The sequence below is a fragment of the Luethyella okanaganae genome (assembly GCF_042660285.1).
In the GTDB taxonomy this organism is placed as follows: domain Bacteria; phylum Actinomycetota; class Actinomycetes; order Actinomycetales; family Microbacteriaceae; genus Luethyella; species Luethyella okanaganae.
In genome coordinates this window covers 996,437-1,013,744 of sequence record NZ_JBHSTP010000001.1, presented here as the reverse complement: position 1 = coordinate 1,013,744, position 17,308 = coordinate 996,437, and the positions used below count along the sequence as shown (strand labels likewise).

Sequence of the window (17,308 nt, the reverse complement as noted above, 5' to 3'; positions counted from 1 at the left end):
TCACGGACCCTGTCAACTTTAGTGCCGCCACTATGGACAGCCGTGCGGTCGCACGGGGCGGATGTTCCCGACCGCAAGTAAACTCGGAAGCTATGCAACAGCAGGGAACAATGAGCATCGAGTTTCGCCAACTGAGGTGGGCCGCCTGGCTGCAACTTGTCCAGGGCGCACTGATGGAGGGGCTGCCGTTTATCGGCCTCGGAGTGCTGATTGCCTTCAACGTCGATGCCACGATCGTGGCACATGGCTTCTCGTTCATCGTGCCGTTCTTCAACGAAAACCTCTACTTGATGATGGTGATGAGCGGCATTTTCGGTGCGCTTCGCATTGTCGGCTCTGTGGGACTGCTGAAGAACCGTATGTGGGGGTTCGCTCTCTCGGCTATCAACTGCGTCGTCACGCTGGTGCTGATGATCTTCATGCTTCCCGCCGGGATCGCGGACGGCCTGCTCTCAGGTGCCGCGCTGCTTCTTCTGCTGATCGCCCGATACGGTAAGACCCCAATCTCCACCCGTTCGTTGTCAAGCTAGCTGTGACAGGTTCCCTGAGGTGTTCGAGTAGTTGAAGCCTGGTGGGCGATACGGGGATCGAACCAGCGCGACGGCGGCGCATGCCGTCGCGAGGTCACAGGATCGATGCCGAAGAACGCGAAAGCACCCCGAACCCAAAAGTTCGAAGTGCTCCGGTGGGCGATACTGGGATCGAACCAGTGACCTCTTCCGTGTCAGGGAAGCGCGCTACCGCTGCGCCAATCGCCCAAGGCTGCGACCAGTGTCGCGGCTTGGAGGTGGATACGGGATTCGAACCCGTGTATACGGCTTTGCAGGCCGCTGCCTCGCCTCTCGGCCAATCCACCGTGTTGGGTTCACCACCAAATGAAGAGAACCAGCCCTTCGGCCGATCCTATTCGAGCGGATGACGAGATTCGAACTCGCGACCCTCACCTTGGCAAGGTGATGCGCTACCACTGCGCCACATCCGCGTCACCCGCATTTCTGCGTGCTCAGAAACTCTAACCGATAGCCGCAACGATAGCCAAACCGATGGAGCCCTGGCGTGTTCCTCCGCGCTTCACCGAGTGCGCGCGGAGGAAACACAACCGGAACCGCTCCACGACGCGCCGACGTGCGTTGCCGCACCCCTGTCGGCTAGTATCGGTATTCGCGGTCACGGTGACGTGCCTCGCCAGGGCGATTGGCGCAGTTGGTAGCGCGCTTCCTTCACACGGAAGAGGTCATCGGTTCGAGTCCGGTATCGCCCACACCGAGAAACCCCCGGTCATCCGGGGTTTTTTTGTTTCTACGGCGAGGGGCAGCCGCCGCGCGAGGGGCACGGCTAGGGGCAACCCGCCGCGAGGGGCATCGCCACACGACCGCGCGGGGTTCTGGCAAACTCGTGCCATGACCTACGAGCAGACGCCGCCGGCTCAGCCCGCGCCCGGCATGTACCCGCACCCCGCCTACGTCGTGGCTGCTCCCCCGAAGAACGGCTACGCGACCACAGCCCTTGTGCTCGGCATCTGCGGGTTCGTGCTCATGGGCATCCCGTTCTTCATCGGCTGGGTGCTCGGCGGAGTCCCCGACACCCTCGCCGTCATCTTCGGCATCATCGGCATCAACCGAGCTGCGACTCTCGGCGGTGTCGGCAAGGGCGAGGCGATTGCCGGTCTCGTCCTTGCCTGCGTGAGCCTCCTCAGTGTGCTTATTGGCGCGGGAAGTATCTGGTAGCGCACAGCCGAGAAGAGCGCCCCGCGCCTCACCTGGAAAGTGAGGCGCGGGGCGTTTGCAGTGGCGCTTCGAAACCGACGTCGGAGGCCTGTCGAAATGTGACATACCTATCGCAGACATATCAGTGTGCACTACGTTCATGACCAGTCGGTGATCTTAAGCTCTGTCGATCGACAGTTCAGTGCCGGAGTTTGCTGGCTGTTTTCAACGTTCAGGACGAAAAGAATGGGGAAGTGCGTACTTGCGTACGAAACTGAAATACATGGCCGGGATCGCGGCTGTCGCGGTGATGACGGCGGGGCTGGCGGCACCTGCGAGTGCGACTGAATCTGAGTTGGACGTGTTGGCCGCGATTCAGGAGGCTGCGCCGGAGGTGCTTGAGGCGGTCGCGGACGTGCCGACCGATGCTGCCGGCGACGTTGCTGTCGAGGTCGAAGCAACCGGCACCACGACGCCGGTTGAGATACCGGTCGACCCGTCAGAGGGAATCGCCCTCGGCGAGGGTGACGAGGTGATCCAGATTGGGCTGCCGAACGCAGACGACGCTGACAATGCGGTCGTGGAGGCTCCCGGTGTGGTGTCCTACGACAATGGCGACGGCTCAACCACCGTCCCTGTTGTGAAGGACGATGGCTCGGTGCAGATCACGACCGTGATCGTCAGTGCGGACGCACCGACTCGCTATGAGTATCCGCTCCACACTCCTGAGGGTGCGACGGTCACCCTTGACGATGCCACGGGTGCGATTTCCTTCACTGCCGCGGAGGGGACGTGGATCGGTGGAATCGCGCCCGCTTGGGCCAAGGACGCCAATGGGATCGATGTTCCGAGCCGCTACGAACTCGACGGAAACACGCTAACGCAGGTCGTCGAGCACGACAACGAAAGCGCCTATCCGGTTGTTGCCGACCCGTGGGCAGGCCAGCAGCTGATCAGTCAGGCGTGGGTCAGCAGTCACAGTCGCGGATGGGTCGTCAACGTGAACCCGACCTGGTGGGGACGGTTCTACAGCGGCGGGGTTCATCTCACCGCGCACTGGCAGGAACTTCAGAACCGCTTGCAGACGAACGTCTGGCGGCTGACCTCCACGATTCGTGAGCAGTTCTACTGCCACGTGATCGGCAACCTTGCCGAACCTGGCACGTACAATATGGAATCGTGGCGGCCGTACAAGAGCTGGAGCTCGCAACTCAACCTCTGGGATCGTTGCAACCCGTGATGAAGTTCACCTTTATCGGGGCTGCGAAGGCGTGCCTGTGGGCACTAGCGGCCTGCGGGTTAGTCCTTGCGGCGCTGTTCCTGTATCTGGTCATTGGTGGCTGGTTTCTCGGGCTTGAGGTTTCGGGCCTTGACGAGGACGGCCCCCGCTGGCCACTGGACCTCGTCGGGGTCACCCTCATCGCGGCCGCGGTGTTCGTGACCGGTGCGATCATCTTCGGATTGGGCGCTTTAGTGTCCGCGAGTAGGTCTCGCGAGTAGGCGTCTGCGGTAGAACGCTTCGCGTTTCTTGACACCCTCCGGGTGCGGAACCAGCGGCGTCGGCCGGTCCCTGTAACGGGGGTCGGCCGACGCCGTTCTACGTGAGGCGGGGTCCTGTTACGCCATGTGGCGCGGTTGGTAGACGGGGTTCCGTGCGATGCCGAGGAGCCAGCCGATCCACGGGAGCTTCCGTTCGAGTTCAATCGAAACGCCGAGATCGTACCCGTCGCGATTGTTCCGGATAGTGAGCACGGGCTCGGTCAGGGTGAGAATCTGCCCGAACTCGACGACCGGCAACTCAGCCAAGGGTGTACTGACTCGGACAGAGCCGACCGTTCCTCCCAATAGCTCACAGTTGACGGTTGCCTCGAACCCGTGAAGAGGCTCGCCCTTCGCGTTCGTCTTGGGCATATCGGTACGCGCTCCGTTGACGTAGGCGCTCATCGGTCGGGGTGCGGTGACCTGCTGGAATCGCACAGCGATTGTCGGTGGAACGAGGATCGTGACGGCGTTGGACATGTTGCGCTCCGTGTCTTCTCTCGTAGTTCGGCATCGTGATGCCTACGGTGTTGGTTACGGGGAAAACGTACAGGAGGATTGTTAAAATCAACTCTGACCAGGGATTTATTTCTTGCAAGTTGCACGCAGATTGCTTGCATCTTGACGGACCGCTTCGTACGCTCTCTTTGCCCTGTTCGAGCCCAATCGTGCGGATCCGCGTCCTACCTTCCGCCCGTCGACGGAACGCCTGATTCGCGATCCACCGCGGTGAATCGTCGATGCTCATGCAGAGCTCGTGGCAGTCACCGCCGACGAAAGCCGGCTCGGTCGGGGTGAGCGTGCCCTGCCGATCACTGCTCCTGACTCGTGCCTTGGCCGCCTCGGCGGGGGCCAGCAGGGCGTCCGCACGTGGTGCGGGCGCGCCGGTGACCCCCGGCAGGGCCGGTCGGGCTAGATAACGGACATCTGGTAGAGCCGCACCCCGAGTCCTTCGATGTCGTCGGTGTACGCGCCCTGAGCCTTGTTCAGGCTGCGGTGTTCGTAGAGCACCTGCACGGGGTCATTCCCCGGGGCGGCGAACGAGACGGAGCGGGCCTCCTTGGACAGGTTGACCACGAACAGGTAGTCGCGATTATCGAGGCGTCGGGTGGTCCAACGCAGCTCATTGTCGTGAGCGACACGGATCGTCGGCACTCGTTCGGTGGAGAGGATGACCGGTGACAGCTCCCGAACCTGGGTCACGACCGTTTTCGCGTCGTCCAGCAGCGTGCGGTACGGGATACCGCTGACGTCGGTCTCGATGTCGAAACGGGAGTAGTACAGCAGGCCGGTCGCGCCGGCGACGATGGCCTGCCACGACATGCTTCGGACCTCGATCAGGTTCGGAGGACGCACCCCGAAATGGTTGTAGTTGCCGAGGTTATGCAGCTGGATGACGGGCCAGATCGCGGTGTTGGGCAACTCTCGGACGGTTGCCTCGGTGTGGGTGAAGACGCGGCGAGGGATGTCGGTCGGCTTGCCGAAGATCGGATACGGGTCCGTGCCGAAGGCGTCGGTGACGTGTTGGGCGTCGTCACCGGCCCAGACGCGGTAGTCGACCGAGTAGGTCGGGTGGTTGGGATCGTTGTCGGTGACCGAGGTGTATCGCGGACGGAGACGGTCGGCCTCGCTGTCGGCGGGGTTCTCATCGTTGATGTACCAGCCTAGGAGCGAGGGGTGGTGCTTGTAGTCGTTGACCTGGTTGGCGTCGGCATTCTGATGGATGAACAGGGTCGTGAGCCCGCGCGCCTGGGTCTCGTCGAGGATCTGCGGGGAGGGCACGTGGTAGGACAGGACCGTCGTGAACCCGGCGTACCTGAGATCGTCGAGGTTCTGCACGGTGGTCGGCCCGTTGTACGCCCCGATCGGGAAGTAGAGCTCGCCGTCGTGCCGGACCCTTCCGTGCGAGTCGAGATAGGTCGTTGGCACCTCGTTCGCGCGGAGTTTGCGAAGGGGGAACGTCTTCTCCTGCGCGATGACACCGTCGCTGGTGCTGGCGCTCACTCGAAGCTGGTAGGACCCGTACCGCAGCCGTGAGACCGGGCTCGTGTATCTCAGCTGCGAATTGGCGCCGAAGGACTTGGCGTCGACGCGCCTGCCGGCGGCGTCGCTCAGTTCGACCTGCACTCGGTAGTCGGCGGCACGAGTGCCGGCCGGCGGGAAGAGCCCGATCCGCAGGTCGATCTCGCTGTGTTCGCCGGGGATGAGCAGGCCCCGATAGGTCGGGGCGGCCAGCGTGGCCCGCAGGAGTTTCGGGGTGTACTTGGTGATGATGAGGTCGTCATACCAGGCCGACCCGGTGGCGCCGCGGCTCAGGAAGAAGATGGCCTTCATATAGGCGGCCTCGGCCGGTGCTGCCTGTGGCGGGACGGTCAGCTGGACCCACTCGGAGGATTGGGTCGTGCCGGTGTAGCCGCCGGTGAGGAAGGTTCCGTCCTCGGCATACCATTCCACGCAGACTGAAGCCCCGCCGTTTTGCATGTCGGCGGTCTTCACCCACACGGAGACCGAGATAGGAACGTAGGCGTCGGTGGTCCCTGAGATCTTCCTGCCGGCGAAGACATAGGTGGAGCTGTCTGTCCGGGTGTACCGCAGCGATGCAGCACCGGTGCGGTACTGTGTCGAGTCGTAGGCGGTGTAGTCCGACACCCACTCGGCGTCTGAGAAGTCTTCGAACGAGGTCTGGTAGACGACCTCCGGTGTCGTGTCAAGCAGAGCCGCGGCGGGCACCGGTGCACTGGCCTGCTGGCTTGCGTGAGCGGGGTTGGAAAGCAAGGCCGGGCCGACGAGCCCGATTATGGCGCTCGCGGTGCCGCCGAGCACCAGCGTTCGCCGGGAAACTCCAAGTTCCCGGTCCTCGCCGTCCCGGGTCAAATCGGGGGTGTGGCCTGAGTTCTTCATGATCAATTTCTCCTCTACGGTCGAGTGGCGCGGTTCTGGGCGGGGCGATCGGCACTGGCAGGTCGCTCGAGATCGGCTGGGGGCTGGCGCCGTGCTCGATGTGCTCGCCCCTGTGCATTCAGCTTCCGGTGGTCCTGAGCTCGTAGATCAGCACCGCCAGAGGGGACAGTGCCGTGGTGAACGACCCACGCATGGCCTGCCAGGTACTCGCCCCCACCGGACGGATCGCCCGGAGGCCGCGAATCGTGAAGGTAGCATCGCCCTTGTCGCTGTTCGTAGGATTCACGGCGATCAGGTAGGACGTGCCGCCGTGTACACGGGTGGTCCACAGCAGTCCCGAACCGCCCGCGACGCTCACGCCGGGAAGTCTCCGGGTGGACAGGATCACGTCGGTCAATCCGGCGATCTCGTTGACCACGCTCTTGGCGTTGTCCAGTAGCGTCTGGTACGGGACTCCAGAGGCGTCCCTTTCGAGGTCGAACCGCGAGTAATACAGCAGGCCGGTCGCGCCGACGGTGATCGCCTGCCACGACATGTTGCGCACCTCGGCGAGCGTCGGCGGGCGGGTGCCCGGTTGTCCGTAATTGCCCAGGTTGTGCAACTGGATCACGGACCACTGGCCGCGGTTGGGGTAGATCTCGACCTCCTGGCCCACGAGCCTCCCCACCGAATCGATGGCGTCACCCGGTTCTCCACGGACCGGGTAATCGTCCATCCCGATGACATCGGCGGTCCGCAGCTGCAGGTCCGCGGGCCGCACAATGTAGTCGACCGCGTACGCCGGATGGTGCGGGTCGTTGGCAACCACCGCGTTGTAGTGGGCAACCAGCTGTCGACCGTACTGTTCGACCGGCAATTCGTCGTTGACGTACCAAGCCAGCAGAGCCGGGTGGTTCCGGAACTGCTTCACGGTCTGCTCGATGTAGGGGATCTCATCCGCTTCGGCACGGATGGCGTCCGGTTTCTCCGGTTGGACGGAGTTGTAGAAGAAGTCCTTGATCGAGTAGATGTACGAGATCCCGAGATCGTGGGCCAGGTCGAGCGTCTGCCGGGTGGGCGGGTTGTAATCCATGACCGTATTGAACGACCCGCGGATGTCGTCCAGGTTCTGGATGACCTTCTCCGGGCTCGACCCGCGGGTGCCGTCGTAGATGCCGAGCGGAAAAAACGGGCGGCCGTCACGGACCAAGCGGCCGTGACCGTCAAAATAGGACAGGGGCACGTCCTGCCGTCGAGCCTTCGCGATCCGGAACAGTCGCTCCTGCTCGACGTTGCTCGTGCCCGCGGCGACCGCCCGTACCCGAAGCCGATAGTCGCCGTAGGGAAGTCGGGTGGCGTCGTACGTGTACCCCATCGTCGGCGCTCCGGGGTAGGCGTGGGAGTCAACCACCCCGCCGTCGGCGTCGAACAGGTCGACGTGGATGTCGTGGCGCGAGGTGTCTCCATCGACCGGTTGCAAGGCCACCTGGATCTGGATCTGCTGGTCCTCGCCAGTGAGGGGAAGCAGCGTGCCGCGGTAAGGCGGGCGGGCGACCACCGCCTGCAGGAGCCGCGGCGGCATCCGCAGAACCGATAGGTCGTCGAACCAGGCGGTCCCGGTGGTGCCGCGCGCCATGTAGAGCAGCACGGCGACCTTGGCGGCGTCCTTCGGGACCTCGTAGGCGTCCAGCTGCAGTTTGGTCCAGTCAGCGGCCTGGATGCCGTTGATGTACCGGCCCCCCAGCCAGCCGCCGGTGCTCGAGTAGGCCTCCAGCGCCAGGGTCGCACCACCTGTGCCGACCAGGCCCGCCGTCTTGATGTAGACCGATGCAGTGATCTTCTGTGCCGGCGACGCCGCAACCAGCGCGGACGGAATCACGTACGATGTGGGGTCGGTGCGGGCGTAGCGCAGCGATGCGGCCCCGGTGTGCTGGGCGCTGGTGTCGTAGCCCGTCGAGCCGCTGATCCAGGTCTTGTCGGTTGAGTCCTCGAAGGACGTTGAGTAGATCTCGGTGGGTTCGAGGTCATCCACCTGATCCGCCAGGGAACCATCCGTCGTCGCGGGCGTGGCGGCCGCGGCGGCGGGCGGACCGAACGAGACGGTCATCAGCAACCCCGCCGTGCCCGCGGCGCCCGCGATGACGAACCGGCGACGACTGAGCCCGTTGGCGGTGTGCCCGGCGATTGGTTCAGCCGGCTCTTGCGATTCTGTAACCATGAAGCCTTCCTTGGGTGTCGTGCTTTTGCAGTGACAGGGCCCGAACAGGTGGTTGAAGAGTCCGTGTCTCATGGCACCGAATGGGTGCGTGCTCATCGCTCGTATTCCGTTCGGCTGACATGGTTCACCGACCGATCCGGGTTGGCCAGCCTCTTGACCTCCCTTCTTTTAGTTCACACAATAGTCGAACTAATTGCCCAGACTTTAGTGGACTCCGGTCCCCTTGGCAAGAGGCCGACCAACCCGAACAAGCGGAAAGCCCATGCCATCCCTGACGACATCTCGACGCGCTACCGCCGCCGCGGCGGGTGGGAGTAAGTTCGACTAGTATTCTTATTTTCTCAACGTCTGAAGGGGGAAGGTCTTGGTTGGGCAGCACCGCGACAGGCGCCCGTCGATGATGCCTGTGGCGACCGATCGATCAGGAATCCGGCGCAACAACCTTGGCCTCGTCCTTCGGCTTCTTCGTGATCACGGTGCCCGGTCGCGGCCTAGGATCGGCCAGGACACTGGGTTGCCCAAAGCAACGATTTCGACCCTTGTGGCGGAGTTGGAAGCCCGGGGCCTGGTGCGCGACGGTCACGTCGAACGCGACGGCGCGATCGGTCGACCTGCGCAGGTGGTGGAACTCGACGGCCGCACGATTTGCGCCCTTGGTGCCGAGGTGAGTCCGACGGGTATTGGAGTGATCGCGGAGGATCTCCAAGGCGAGGTGCTGTTCCGGCGCAACGTCGCGATTGACGTTCCCGCACTGACACCGGCACAGACGCTCGATCAGCTCGCCCGGGTCCTGCGCCAAGCATTCAGACGGATGCGCAACCGGGATGTCGATGTCGTCGGAGCCTGCGTCGCAGTCCCGGGAATGGTCGACGTCAATGCCGGCATGTTGGTGTTCTCCGCGAACATCGGCTGGAGGGACGTTGACGTCATCGGACAGTTGCAGAAGCACCTCGGCGAGCACGTGCCGCCGCTCCAACTGGAGAACAACGTTCGCGTCGGAGCGGTGGCCGAGCACGCTCGGGTTGCCGGGCAGGGCGAGCAGGACCTCGTCTACCTGATCGGTGAAGTCGGCATCGGTGCTGGGATCATCGTCAAGGGCCAACTGCTGCGAGGACACGCCGGGCATGCGGGCGAGGTCGGCCACATGGCTCTCGGCCCGCCGACGTCCCGCTGCCCCTGCGGGCGACGGGGCTGTTGGGAGCTCACCATCGGGCTGCGCGCCTTTCTCGAACTCGCGGCCGACCCTGACGATCCGGTCCGGGATCCCAGTCGACACATCGAGGAGCGCCTGGGCGAACTGCGAACTCGGGCGGAGGACGGCGATCAGCGCGTCGTCGAGGCGTTTGGCCGCACGGCCAAGAGCCTCGCCGACGGGATTGCGATCATCACGGACTTGCTCGACCCAAGCCTCATCGTGCTTGGCGGCTATTTCGCCTTCTTCGGCGACCACTACCTGGGCCTCGTGCAGGCAGGCCTGGACGCACGAGCGATGACCCCCACCCCGCCGAGCAACCGGGTAGTCGCCTCCACCTTTGGCTACAGCTCCGCGCTGCGCGGTGCGGCAGCGCAAGCCCTCAGGATCGTCTACCAGGACCCGACACTCGTGCCGATGCCCTAGACGTGCTCGCAGACCCCGCTTGTTCAACAGCAGAGACGTGAACGCGGCGCACTTTGCCGCGACGGTCCGTAACCGGTGTACACGAAAGGAGCTGAGCCTACGATGGCGATGCAGCAATGGTTCCCGGCGGCAAAGCTGGGCATATTCATCCACTGGGGCGTCTACTCGGTCGACGGCACCGGCGAATCCTGGCCGATCTTCCTCGGCACCATCCCATACGACACCTACATGGCGCAGGCCGAGCGCTTCACCGCCGAGTCGTACGACCCGCGCCAGTGGGCAGAACTCTTCGAGGCGGCAGGAGCCCGTTACGCCGTATTGACCGCGCGCCACCACGACGGCGTCGCCCTCTTCGACAGCGCGGTCAGTGACCTCACCACGGTGAGGGGAACACCCGCAGGCCGTGATCTGATCGCCCCCTATGTCGAGGCGATGCGCGAGCGAGGGCTGCGGGTGGGCCTGTACTTCTCCCTGTCCAACTGGTCGCACCCCGACTACGCGTCCGTGCGTCCGGACACCATCAAGCACCCCGAGCACGCAGGCAACCGCATGGCCTACGCACCTGCCGACCAGCAGGATCCCTGGGCATGGCAGCGGTTCCTGAAGTTCAACCAGGCCCAGCTCGACGAACTCTGCACACGCTATGGCCCGCTCGACCTTCTGTGGTTCGACGGCGAATGGGAACGCGACCCCGAGCAGTGGCAGCTGACCCGTCTGAGCGCCCAGCTCGAGCGGACGCAGCCCGTTGCCGTGCTCAACGGCAGACTGTCCGAGCATGGCGACTACGCCACCCCGGAACAAGGCATCCCCATTGTTCCGCCGACGGGCCCGTGGGAGCTGTGTGTCACCATGAACGACTCGTGGGGATGGCAGCCGCAGGACGACAACCACAAGTCGGTGCGGCAGCTGGTGCGCCTATTCGCCGAGGTGATCGGCTTAGGCGGCAACCTGCTGCTGGCCATTGGACCCCGCGAGGATGGCACCTTCACGCCGGAACAGAGCGAGCGCCTCCGAGCGCTCGGATCGTGGATACGCCGCCATGAGGAGGCCATCTTCCCCACCGGCGCGGGACTGCCGCCCGGACATTTCCACGGTGCCTCGACGCTCAGCATCGACCGGCACACGCTCTACCTGTTTGCCTTCGACCCGCCGGTGGACTTTCTCGAAGTGCGCGGCGTTCGAGGGGTGCCACGTCGAGTCACCATGCTCGGCACCGACCGCCAGATGAGGTTTCGCGCGACCCCCGGCATTGAGGACGTGCCCGGGATGCTTTACGTCGATGTGCCCGCCGGCTGCAGCGACACGTTGACGACCGTGTTCAAGCTCGAGTACGACCAGCCCGTCGACCTCTACCGAGGCGCGGGGCGAGAGTGAAAGCGTGGAGGCATCACCGTTCACTGTGGTCCTCCAACCAGTCATTCTCTGTGGACCGCCCCACCGTTCCTAATGTTTGCCGACGCCAGCGCATGCCCATGGTGGCGGTGGCGAGCAGCGTGGCGATGGCGAAGGTGTTGACGCGAGGACATCCCGCCTCATCGTGCAGCGGACCCATCGCCTCGTGCGAACACGTAGCTCGCATGCACAAGTCCCCAGACGACGTCGAGTTCTGCCCGGTCTCTCGGGCCGAACAGCATGACCCAGTTCGGTGGTCCGCCCAGTTTCACCACGGGATGCTGCTCACCCCAACCTGCGGTGAAAACCTCTTCAACCAGGTTCAGCGGCAGCGACAGGTGCAGACTCCCGCTTCCGTCGCCATGCAGGTGGGCGAATTCCGTTCCGACAAAGAACGCATTGCTCGGCCCGGTGGCGAGATCCCGCCGAAGATAGAGCGCCAGGGACGAGGGCGCAGACACCCCGCTTTTCCCCTCTCGGACGCCCTCGAGCGCGATCATGCGACTCCATAGCTCTGCCTGCAACTCGGCTGGCGCATACTGATCCAACTGGATATGCGGAGTCCGAGGGGTGGTTGTCGGCCGTGGCTTCTGACGCATCGGGAGCGCCGGGGTTTCCGTGTGCATGGGTTGTGCCCTCCTTGGGCTGTGATACTCGGTGACGCGGCCTCGACCATCTGCGACCGGAGCCAGAGGCGCCTCCACGGACGGTGGACAGCACCCCACAAACCACGATACTATCCTCAAGATAGTAGTTACCAAGGAGAAAGCACATGGAGATCGACATGGTCGACGAAGATCACTTAGCGGGTGATCCCTGTCCGTTCGAGCCGGTGGTCGACCTGGTTTTCGCACGCTGGACGTCCCACGTGCTGTGGCTCCTGTCCCAGCATCAGCACATGCGATTCGGCGAGCTACAATCACACATTCCGGCGGTGACGCCGAAGGTGCTGACCGAACGCCTCCGGCGGCTGGAACGCGACGGGCTGGTGGAACGCACCTACCACCGCGAGATACCGCCACGTGTCGAGTACTCGATAACACCGCTCGCCAGCACGCTCACGCCGATCTTCCGAACCCTCACCGCATGGTCAGAGGACCATCTTCATGCAGTGCTGGACGCACGCGACCGCTTTGACCAGAAGTAGCGGAGCCCGCGCGAGGATCGGGTCGTGGAGACCCTCGGCGTCGTTCGAGTTGCGCTTGAGGCTCTTCACCTCGATGCCTACGATCTTCAGGCAGCAGCACCGGCACGTGGAATGGCCCGGGCGTCGCGATCACGACGGCATCGATCAGACCGCGTTCGATCGCCTCCTGGATGGAATCGATGGCGACAGATCCGGGGGCGAGCGATGCGGCGGCATTCGCCCGTTCCTCGAACGGCTCCACGATCGCGGTGACGGTAGCGGTGCTCCGGCATCATCCCCGCCGAAGGAACCGCCAGTCGGGCTCCGCACGGTAACGCGGAAGTGATGCAGACGAGACCATTAGGCCTTCGGTACGACCACTTCGGCTTCGCGGATCTCTTCGATGAGTCGGGTGTCGCCGCCGATCTGCTCGAGTTCGTGGGCGAGTTCCTCGAGTTCAGCGCCGCCGGCCATCTGGGCGGTCAGCTCGTTCAGGGTGATGTCCTTCTTCTCGTAGTAGCCGATGGACTTGCCGCGCTTGAGCAGCAGGAACCGATCACCAACGGGGAAAGCGTGGTGCGGGTTGTGCGTGATGAAGATCACGCCGAGACCGCGATCACGGGCGCGGAGGATGTAGCGCAGCACGACACCGGACTGCTTCACGCCCAGCGCGGCGGTCGGTTCGTCGAGGATGAGGGCTTTCGCGCCGAAGTAGACGGCGCGGGCGATCGCGACGCACTGGCGCTCGCCACCGGAGAGCTGTCCGATGGGTTGATCGACGTTGCGCAGATCGATGCCCATCTCAAGCACTTCCTTCTTTGTGATCCGCTTCATCTCCTCGACGTTCAACGATGTGAATGGACCCCAGCCTGTGGTCAGTTCGGAGCCGAGGAAGAAGTTGCGCCAGATCGGCATCAACGGCACCACCGCAAGATCTTGGTAGACCGCGGCGATACCGCGATCCAGCGCCTCGCGAGGGGACTTCAGACGGATGCTCTCACCATTGATCTCGAACTCGCCGTCGGTGTGCTCGTGTCGGCCCGCGATGATCTTGATCAGCGTGGACTTGCCGGCACCGTTGTCTCCGAGCACGCAGGTGACGCGTCCGGAATCGACGTCCATGTCGACTCCGGAGAGGGCGATGATGTTGCCGTAGCTCTTCCCCGCGCCCTTCAGCGATAGCAGGTGCGGGCCACCGATAAGGCTGGTCTCCGCGAGGTCGGTGGAGATGCTGCCGGTCTTAACATCATCAAACCGGGTTTTGCTGTTCTTGGCCATTACTTCTGCTCCGCTCGCTTCTTCACGATCAAGTTGACGATGGTGGCCAGCAGCAGCATCAGGCCGAGGAAGAACTTGAACCAGTCCGGGTTCCACTGCGCGTACACGATGCCCTTGTTGGCCATACCGAAGATCAGAGCACCGATCGCGCCGCCGATCGCGGATCCGTAGCCACCGGTCAGCAGGCAGCCGCCGATGACCGCGGCGATGATGTAGAGAAACTCGTTGCCGACGCCCTCGCCGGACTGAACCACGTTGAACGCGAACAGATTGTGCATCCCCGCGATCCAGGCGCAGAATCCCACACCCATGAACAGGCCGATCTTCGTCTTCGCGACCGGCACACCCACTGCAGAGGCTGCGTTCTCGTCGCCGCCGACTGCGAAGATCCAGTTACCGATCTTCGTGCGCATCAGGACGAACGTGGCCACTAGGACCAAGGCCAGCCAGATGAAGACGGTGATCTTCACGTTGATGCCGAAGATCGGGATGTCGGAGGCGAACACGGCCTTGGCCGAGTCGAAACCATCGAGGTCAGCGATGGATGGCGAGGCGACGCCGCCGCCGATCAGGCGGGTAACACCGAGGTTGATGCCGGTGAGCATCAGGAACGTGGCCAGGGTGACGATGAAGGACGGCAGCTTGGTCTTGATCAGCAACCAACCGTTGACGAAGCCGATCAGGACCGAGAACAGCAGACCGACGACGATGCCGACCCAGACATTCGTCGAGAAGTACCACGAGAACATCGCCGAGGTCAGGGCAGAGGAGATGACCGCGACACCGGTCGACAGGTCGAACTCGCCACCGATCATCAGTAGCGAGACGCCAACGGCCATGATGCCGATGGTGGACGAGCCGTAGAGGACGGTCGCGACCGAGTTGGGCTGCGTGAACGTCGGAGCGACGATCGCGAAGAAGACGAAAACGACGATGGCACCAACGACGGCACCCATCTCGGGACGACCCAGAAGTGTGGAGATCAGCGAGCGTCGACCGACGCGTTCGTCGACGATGCCCGCGGAAGCGGTGGTTGTGATGTTGATCATGAGAGTTAGTCCTTACGTTCAGGAACCGGGCGGATCACTCCGTCCGGTCCCGAAGTGCCTCGGTTAGCGGATGCCCTGCTTGGCGCCCGAGAGGACAGCCGCGGCGGTGTCCGGGGTGATGATGGTCGGGCCGGTCGCGACCGCACCACCACCACCGAGGGCGAAGCCGCCATTGTGTTTCAGCCATAGCGCGTCGACGGACTCATAGCCCTGCAGGTAGGGCTGCTGGTCAACCGTGAAGATGACCTTGCCGTCGACGATCGCCTGCGCGAGGTCCGCGTTCATGTCGAACGAGCCGACCTTAGACTTCGATCCGGTCTGAGCGACCACGTCAACCGCAGCGAGTGTGAACGGTGCACCGAGGCCCATCACGACATCGGCGCTGGTGTCGGCCTGCAGCTTCGCCGTCAGCGTCGATGACACTTGCGACATGTCCGTGCCGGTCACGTATAGGATCTCGGTCTCGGCGATCTGCTCCTTGATACCGGCGCAGCGCGCCTCGAGGCCCACGTGGCCCTGCTCCTGGATCATGCAGATCGGGCGCGTGAAGCCCTCGGCGACGAGTTGCTTGCCAGCCTCGACGCCTGCCGCCTTGTCGTCCTGGCCAATGTAAGTGAGGGCGCCCGCCGCGAGAGCCTCTTCCTGGCCGCCATTGAAGCCGACGACAGGGATGCCCGCATCGATCGCCTTCTGCACCACGTCCTTCATCGCATCCGCCTTCGCGAACGTGACGGCGATTCCGTCGACCTTCTGGTCGATGGCCTGCTGTACGAGCTGCGCCTGGCGGCCGCCGTCGGCGTCGCCCGAGTAGACGAGGTTGACATTGTCCTTAGCGGCGGCGGCCTCGGCGCCCTTGCGAACGATGTCCCAGAAAGTGTCTCCAGCTGCGGCGTGGGTGATCATCGCGATCGTGATCTTGGGGGTGTCGGCAGTGGTCCCGACGCTCGTGCCGTCGGAACCGGTGTCCGCGCGGCCTCCGCTGCTGGAGCAACCGGCGAGTACGAGAGCAGGAACCAATGTCAGTGCGGCCAAGCCTGCCGTCATGCGGAACTTCTTCACGATAATCTCCTTCGTTTGCCATGAATGGGTGCTCGGGTCGGTGAGCGACCATGGGCCAACGAAGGATCGACTGAACCGGGTGAATACCCTGCAGGGTGCGCAGTCGGGAGATCGTCTTTGACTCTGAACAACTCGGTCGCTCGACCGGTGCTGTCAGGACTATAGTTTATTCTTGCTTTGCAGACAAGTTGTCCATTCTATGACATCAGGGTTCCGGTCTATTCAGCCGCCTGAGCCGGCGATCGCTCAGTATCGACCCTGGAACGGTCCAGAACACCATCGCTTCAGTCACAATGGGCACATCATGAATGCCACGAACCCCGGCAGGCGACCGACGATCCGCGATGTCGCGAGCGCGGCCGGCGTCTCCAAATCACTGGTCTCACTCGTCTACGCGAACCCCTCGAGCGTCAGCTCCGAGCGCACCCGGCGCGTGCTCGACGCGGCCGCCGAACTCGGCTTCCGGCCGAACGCCGTCGCGCGATCGCTCGCCGGGAACGACGGAAACTTCATCGGAATCCTCGTCGCCGATCTGCACAATCCGGTCTTCTCCGAAATCGTCGACGCAGCGCGGCGCGAACTCGCCCGGGTTGGGGAGGTCAGCCTCATGACGAGTGCGACGCTGCCCGGCGACACGAGCCAACACGTCCTCGATGATCGCCTGCTCGCACTGTTTCGCGATCTTCGACCGCGCGGAATCCTGATCGTGGGATCGGTTCCCGACATGGCCGCCGTAGCCTCCTTTGCGGCGAGTTCGAGAATCGTCGTCGCGAGCGCGATCGCCGATCAGCTCCCAACGGCGCACACCGTGCGCGGAGACGACGTCGCCGGAATGCGCCTCGTAGTGGACCACCTCGTCGGCCTCGGCCATCGTGACATCGCACATATCGGCGGCCAAGGCGGACTCGTCGCGCAGGCCCGCGCGCACGCCTACGAAGCAGCCATGGCGGCACACGGCCTAGTGGACTTCGTCCGGGTCGCACCTGCCGACTACTCGGAGAGCTCCGGGCACGCCGCTGCGGAGATGCTGCTGACGTCTGGCACAGCACCCACGGCGATCACCGCCGTGAACGACCTCGCGGCCGTGGGCGCCCTCGCCGCGGCCGGTGAGCACGATCTCCAGATCTCCGTCACCGGATACGACGACACGTACCTCGCCGCTCTGCGCCAGATCTCGCTCACCACGGTCGATCCCGGGAACGAGGCCATCGGTACCCGCGCTGCCGAAGTCCTCTCCGGCAACACGGCGCCGCCGGAAAACGAGCTGCTGATTCCGCCGATGCTACGTATTCGGAACTCGACCACACGCATTCCGTGAACACGTGGCATATGCCGAAGCACCTCGCTTGACACCGAACCGCTCAACCCTTATCTTTGGACCGGTCCAGAATTTCGGACCGGTCCAAAGTCCTAGGCAGTGTGCCATCCGGGAGAAGCGGAGCG

At 63.8% G+C, this 17,308-nt stretch carries 15 protein-coding genes and 4 tRNA genes; 9 read left to right on the top strand and 10 right to left on the bottom strand.

The genetic code is table 11. The annotated features are described in order from the left end of the window. Window positions 1-110: 110 nt before the first annotated feature. Window positions 111-530, top strand: coding sequence for a hypothetical protein (locus ACFQB0_RS04755; protein ID WP_386728206.1), 420 nt, complete (start codon window positions 111-113; stop codon window positions 528-530). A gap of 156 nt (window positions 531-686) precedes the next feature. On the opposite strand, the gene ACFQB0_RS04750 is transcribed toward ACFQB0_RS04755, so the two are convergent. The 3 genes from ACFQB0_RS04750 to ACFQB0_RS04740 form a co-directional block, all read right to left on the bottom strand. After that, window positions 687-758: transfer RNA gene (locus ACFQB0_RS04750), tRNA-Val, on the bottom strand. A gap of 24 nt (window positions 759-782) precedes the next feature. Beyond that, window positions 783-856 (bottom strand) — tRNA-Cys (locus tag ACFQB0_RS04745). A gap of 54 nt (window positions 857-910) precedes the next feature. Next, window positions 911-982 (bottom strand) — tRNA-Gly (locus tag ACFQB0_RS04740). Window positions 983-1,188: 206 nt separating this feature from the next. Between ACFQB0_RS04740 and ACFQB0_RS04735 the strand changes: the two genes are divergently transcribed. The 4 genes from ACFQB0_RS04735 to ACFQB0_RS04720 all read left to right on the top strand — a co-directional run bounded on the left by ACFQB0_RS04735 (window position 1,189) and on the right by ACFQB0_RS04720 (window position 3,206). Further along, window positions 1,189-1,261: transfer RNA gene (locus ACFQB0_RS04735), tRNA-Val, on the top strand. A gap of 139 nt (window positions 1,262-1,400) precedes the next feature. Then, window positions 1,401-1,727 carry a DUF4190 domain-containing protein gene (locus ACFQB0_RS04730; protein WP_386728204.1) on the top strand — a complete coding sequence of 109 codons (327 nt, stop codon included), beginning with the start codon at window positions 1,401-1,403 and terminating at the stop codon, window positions 1,725-1,727. A gap of 181 nt (window positions 1,728-1,908) precedes the next feature. Then, window positions 1,909-2,946, top strand: a complete 1,038-nt coding sequence (locus ACFQB0_RS04725) for a DUF2599 domain-containing protein (protein ID WP_386728201.1) — start codon at window positions 1,909-1,911, stop codon at window positions 2,944-2,946. After that, on the top strand, window positions 2,943-3,206 hold the full coding sequence (locus ACFQB0_RS04720; protein ID WP_386728199.1) for a hypothetical protein: 264 nt from the start codon (window positions 2,943-2,945) through the stop codon (window positions 3,204-3,206). Before ACFQB0_RS04725 ends, ACFQB0_RS04720 begins: the two co-directional genes overlap by 4 nt. 117 nt (window positions 3,207-3,323) lie before the next feature. Here the strand turns inward: ACFQB0_RS04720 and ACFQB0_RS04715 are convergent, their stop codons facing one another. From ACFQB0_RS04715 to ACFQB0_RS04705, 3 genes are all read right to left on the bottom strand, one after another. Then, window positions 3,324-3,725, bottom strand: a complete 402-nt coding sequence (locus ACFQB0_RS04715) for a hypothetical protein (protein WP_386728197.1) — start codon at window positions 3,723-3,725, stop codon at window positions 3,324-3,326. 432 nt (window positions 3,726-4,157) lie between these two features. Further along, window positions 4,158-6,146 carry a hypothetical protein gene (locus ACFQB0_RS04710; protein ID WP_386728195.1) on the bottom strand — a complete coding sequence of 663 codons (1,989 nt, stop codon included), beginning with the start codon at window positions 6,144-6,146 and terminating at the stop codon, window positions 4,158-4,160. 118 nt (window positions 6,147-6,264) lie between these two features. Beyond that, window positions 6,265-8,343: a hypothetical protein gene (locus ACFQB0_RS04705; protein ID WP_386728192.1), complete on the bottom strand. Its 2,079-nt coding sequence runs from the start codon at window positions 8,341-8,343 to the stop codon at window positions 6,265-6,267. A 514-nt stretch (window positions 8,344-8,857) separates the two neighbouring features. On the opposite strand from ACFQB0_RS04705, the gene ACFQB0_RS04700 reads away from it, so the two are divergent. Further along, complete coding sequence (locus ACFQB0_RS04700; RefSeq protein ID WP_386728189.1) at window positions 8,858-9,961, top strand: ROK family protein; 1,104 nt, start codon at window positions 8,858-8,860, stop codon at window positions 9,959-9,961. A gap of 102 nt (window positions 9,962-10,063) precedes the next feature. Then, window positions 10,064-11,335, top strand: a complete 1,272-nt coding sequence (locus ACFQB0_RS04695; protein ID WP_386728187.1) for an alpha-L-fucosidase — start codon at window positions 10,064-10,066, stop codon at window positions 11,333-11,335. 158 nt (window positions 11,336-11,493) lie between these two features. On the opposite strand, the gene ACFQB0_RS04690 is transcribed toward ACFQB0_RS04695, so the two are convergent. Further along, window positions 11,494-11,853, bottom strand: a complete 360-nt coding sequence (locus ACFQB0_RS04690; RefSeq protein ID WP_386728185.1) for a luciferase domain-containing protein — start codon at window positions 11,851-11,853, stop codon at window positions 11,494-11,496. Between the two features lie 272 nt (window positions 11,854-12,125). Between ACFQB0_RS04690 and ACFQB0_RS04685 the strand changes: the two genes are divergently transcribed. Next, window positions 12,126-12,500, top strand: a complete 375-nt coding sequence (locus ACFQB0_RS04685; protein WP_386728182.1) for a winged helix-turn-helix transcriptional regulator — start codon at window positions 12,126-12,128, stop codon at window positions 12,498-12,500. Between the two features lie 339 nt (window positions 12,501-12,839). Here the strand turns inward: ACFQB0_RS04685 and ACFQB0_RS04680 are convergent, their stop codons facing one another. From ACFQB0_RS04680 to ACFQB0_RS04670, 3 genes are all read right to left on the bottom strand, one after another. Continuing rightward, a complete protein-coding gene (locus ACFQB0_RS04680; protein WP_386728179.1) occupies window positions 12,840-13,853 on the bottom strand; it encodes an ATP-binding cassette domain-containing protein in 1,014 nt (337 codons plus the stop codon). Further along, window positions 13,757-14,806 (bottom strand): ABC transporter permease, encoded by a 1,050-nt coding sequence (locus tag ACFQB0_RS04675; protein WP_386728176.1) that lies wholly within the window; start codon window positions 14,804-14,806, stop codon window positions 13,757-13,759. The genes ACFQB0_RS04680 and ACFQB0_RS04675 overlap by 97 nt, the downstream gene beginning before the upstream one ends. A gap of 63 nt (window positions 14,807-14,869) precedes the next feature. Then, on the bottom strand, window positions 14,870-15,865 hold the full coding sequence (locus ACFQB0_RS04670) for a substrate-binding domain-containing protein (RefSeq protein ID WP_386728174.1): 996 nt from the start codon (window positions 15,863-15,865) through the stop codon (window positions 14,870-14,872). A gap of 304 nt (window positions 15,866-16,169) precedes the next feature. Between ACFQB0_RS04670 and ACFQB0_RS04665 the strand changes: the two genes are divergently transcribed. Continuing rightward, complete coding sequence (locus tag ACFQB0_RS04665; protein WP_386728172.1) at window positions 16,170-17,183, top strand: LacI family DNA-binding transcriptional regulator; 1,014 nt, start codon at window positions 16,170-16,172, stop codon at window positions 17,181-17,183. The last annotated feature ends 125 nt before the right edge of the window (window positions 17,184-17,308 follow it).

What these genes read in the sequence shown, in the direction of transcription:
- ACFQB0_RS04755 (WP_386728206.1), top strand. Translation starts at nt 111, where the DNA reads ATGAGCATCGAGTTTCGCCAACTGAGGTGGGCCGCCTGGCTGCAACTT.
- ACFQB0_RS04710 (WP_386728195.1), bottom strand. Translation starts at nt 6,146, where the DNA reads ATGAAGAACTCAGGCCACACCCCCGATTTGACCCGGGACGGCGAGGAC.
- ACFQB0_RS04695 (WP_386728187.1), top strand. Translation starts at nt 10,064, where the DNA reads ATGGCGATGCAGCAATGGTTCCCGGCGGCAAAGCTGGGCATATTCATC.
- ACFQB0_RS04730 (WP_386728204.1), top strand. Translation starts at nt 1,401, where the DNA reads ATGACCTACGAGCAGACGCCGCCGGCTCAGCCCGCGCCCGGCATGTAC.
- ACFQB0_RS04715 (WP_386728197.1), bottom strand. Translation starts at nt 3,725, where the DNA reads ATGTCCAACGCCGTCACGATCCTCGTTCCACCGACAATCGCTGTGCGA.
- ACFQB0_RS04690 (WP_386728185.1), bottom strand. Translation starts at nt 11,853, where the DNA reads ATGATCGCGCTCGAGGGCGTCCGAGAGGGGAAAAGCGGGGTGTCTGCG.
- ACFQB0_RS04685 (WP_386728182.1), top strand. Translation starts at nt 12,126, where the DNA reads ATGGAGATCGACATGGTCGACGAAGATCACTTAGCGGGTGATCCCTGT.
- ACFQB0_RS04665 (WP_386728172.1), top strand. Translation starts at nt 16,170, where the DNA reads ATGAATGCCACGAACCCCGGCAGGCGACCGACGATCCGCGATGTCGCG.
- ACFQB0_RS04705 (WP_386728192.1), bottom strand. Translation starts at nt 8,343, where the DNA reads ATGGTTACAGAATCGCAAGAGCCGGCTGAACCAATCGCCGGGCACACC.
- ACFQB0_RS04675 (WP_386728176.1), bottom strand. Translation starts at nt 14,806, where the DNA reads ATGATCAACATCACAACCACCGCTTCCGCGGGCATCGTCGACGAACGC.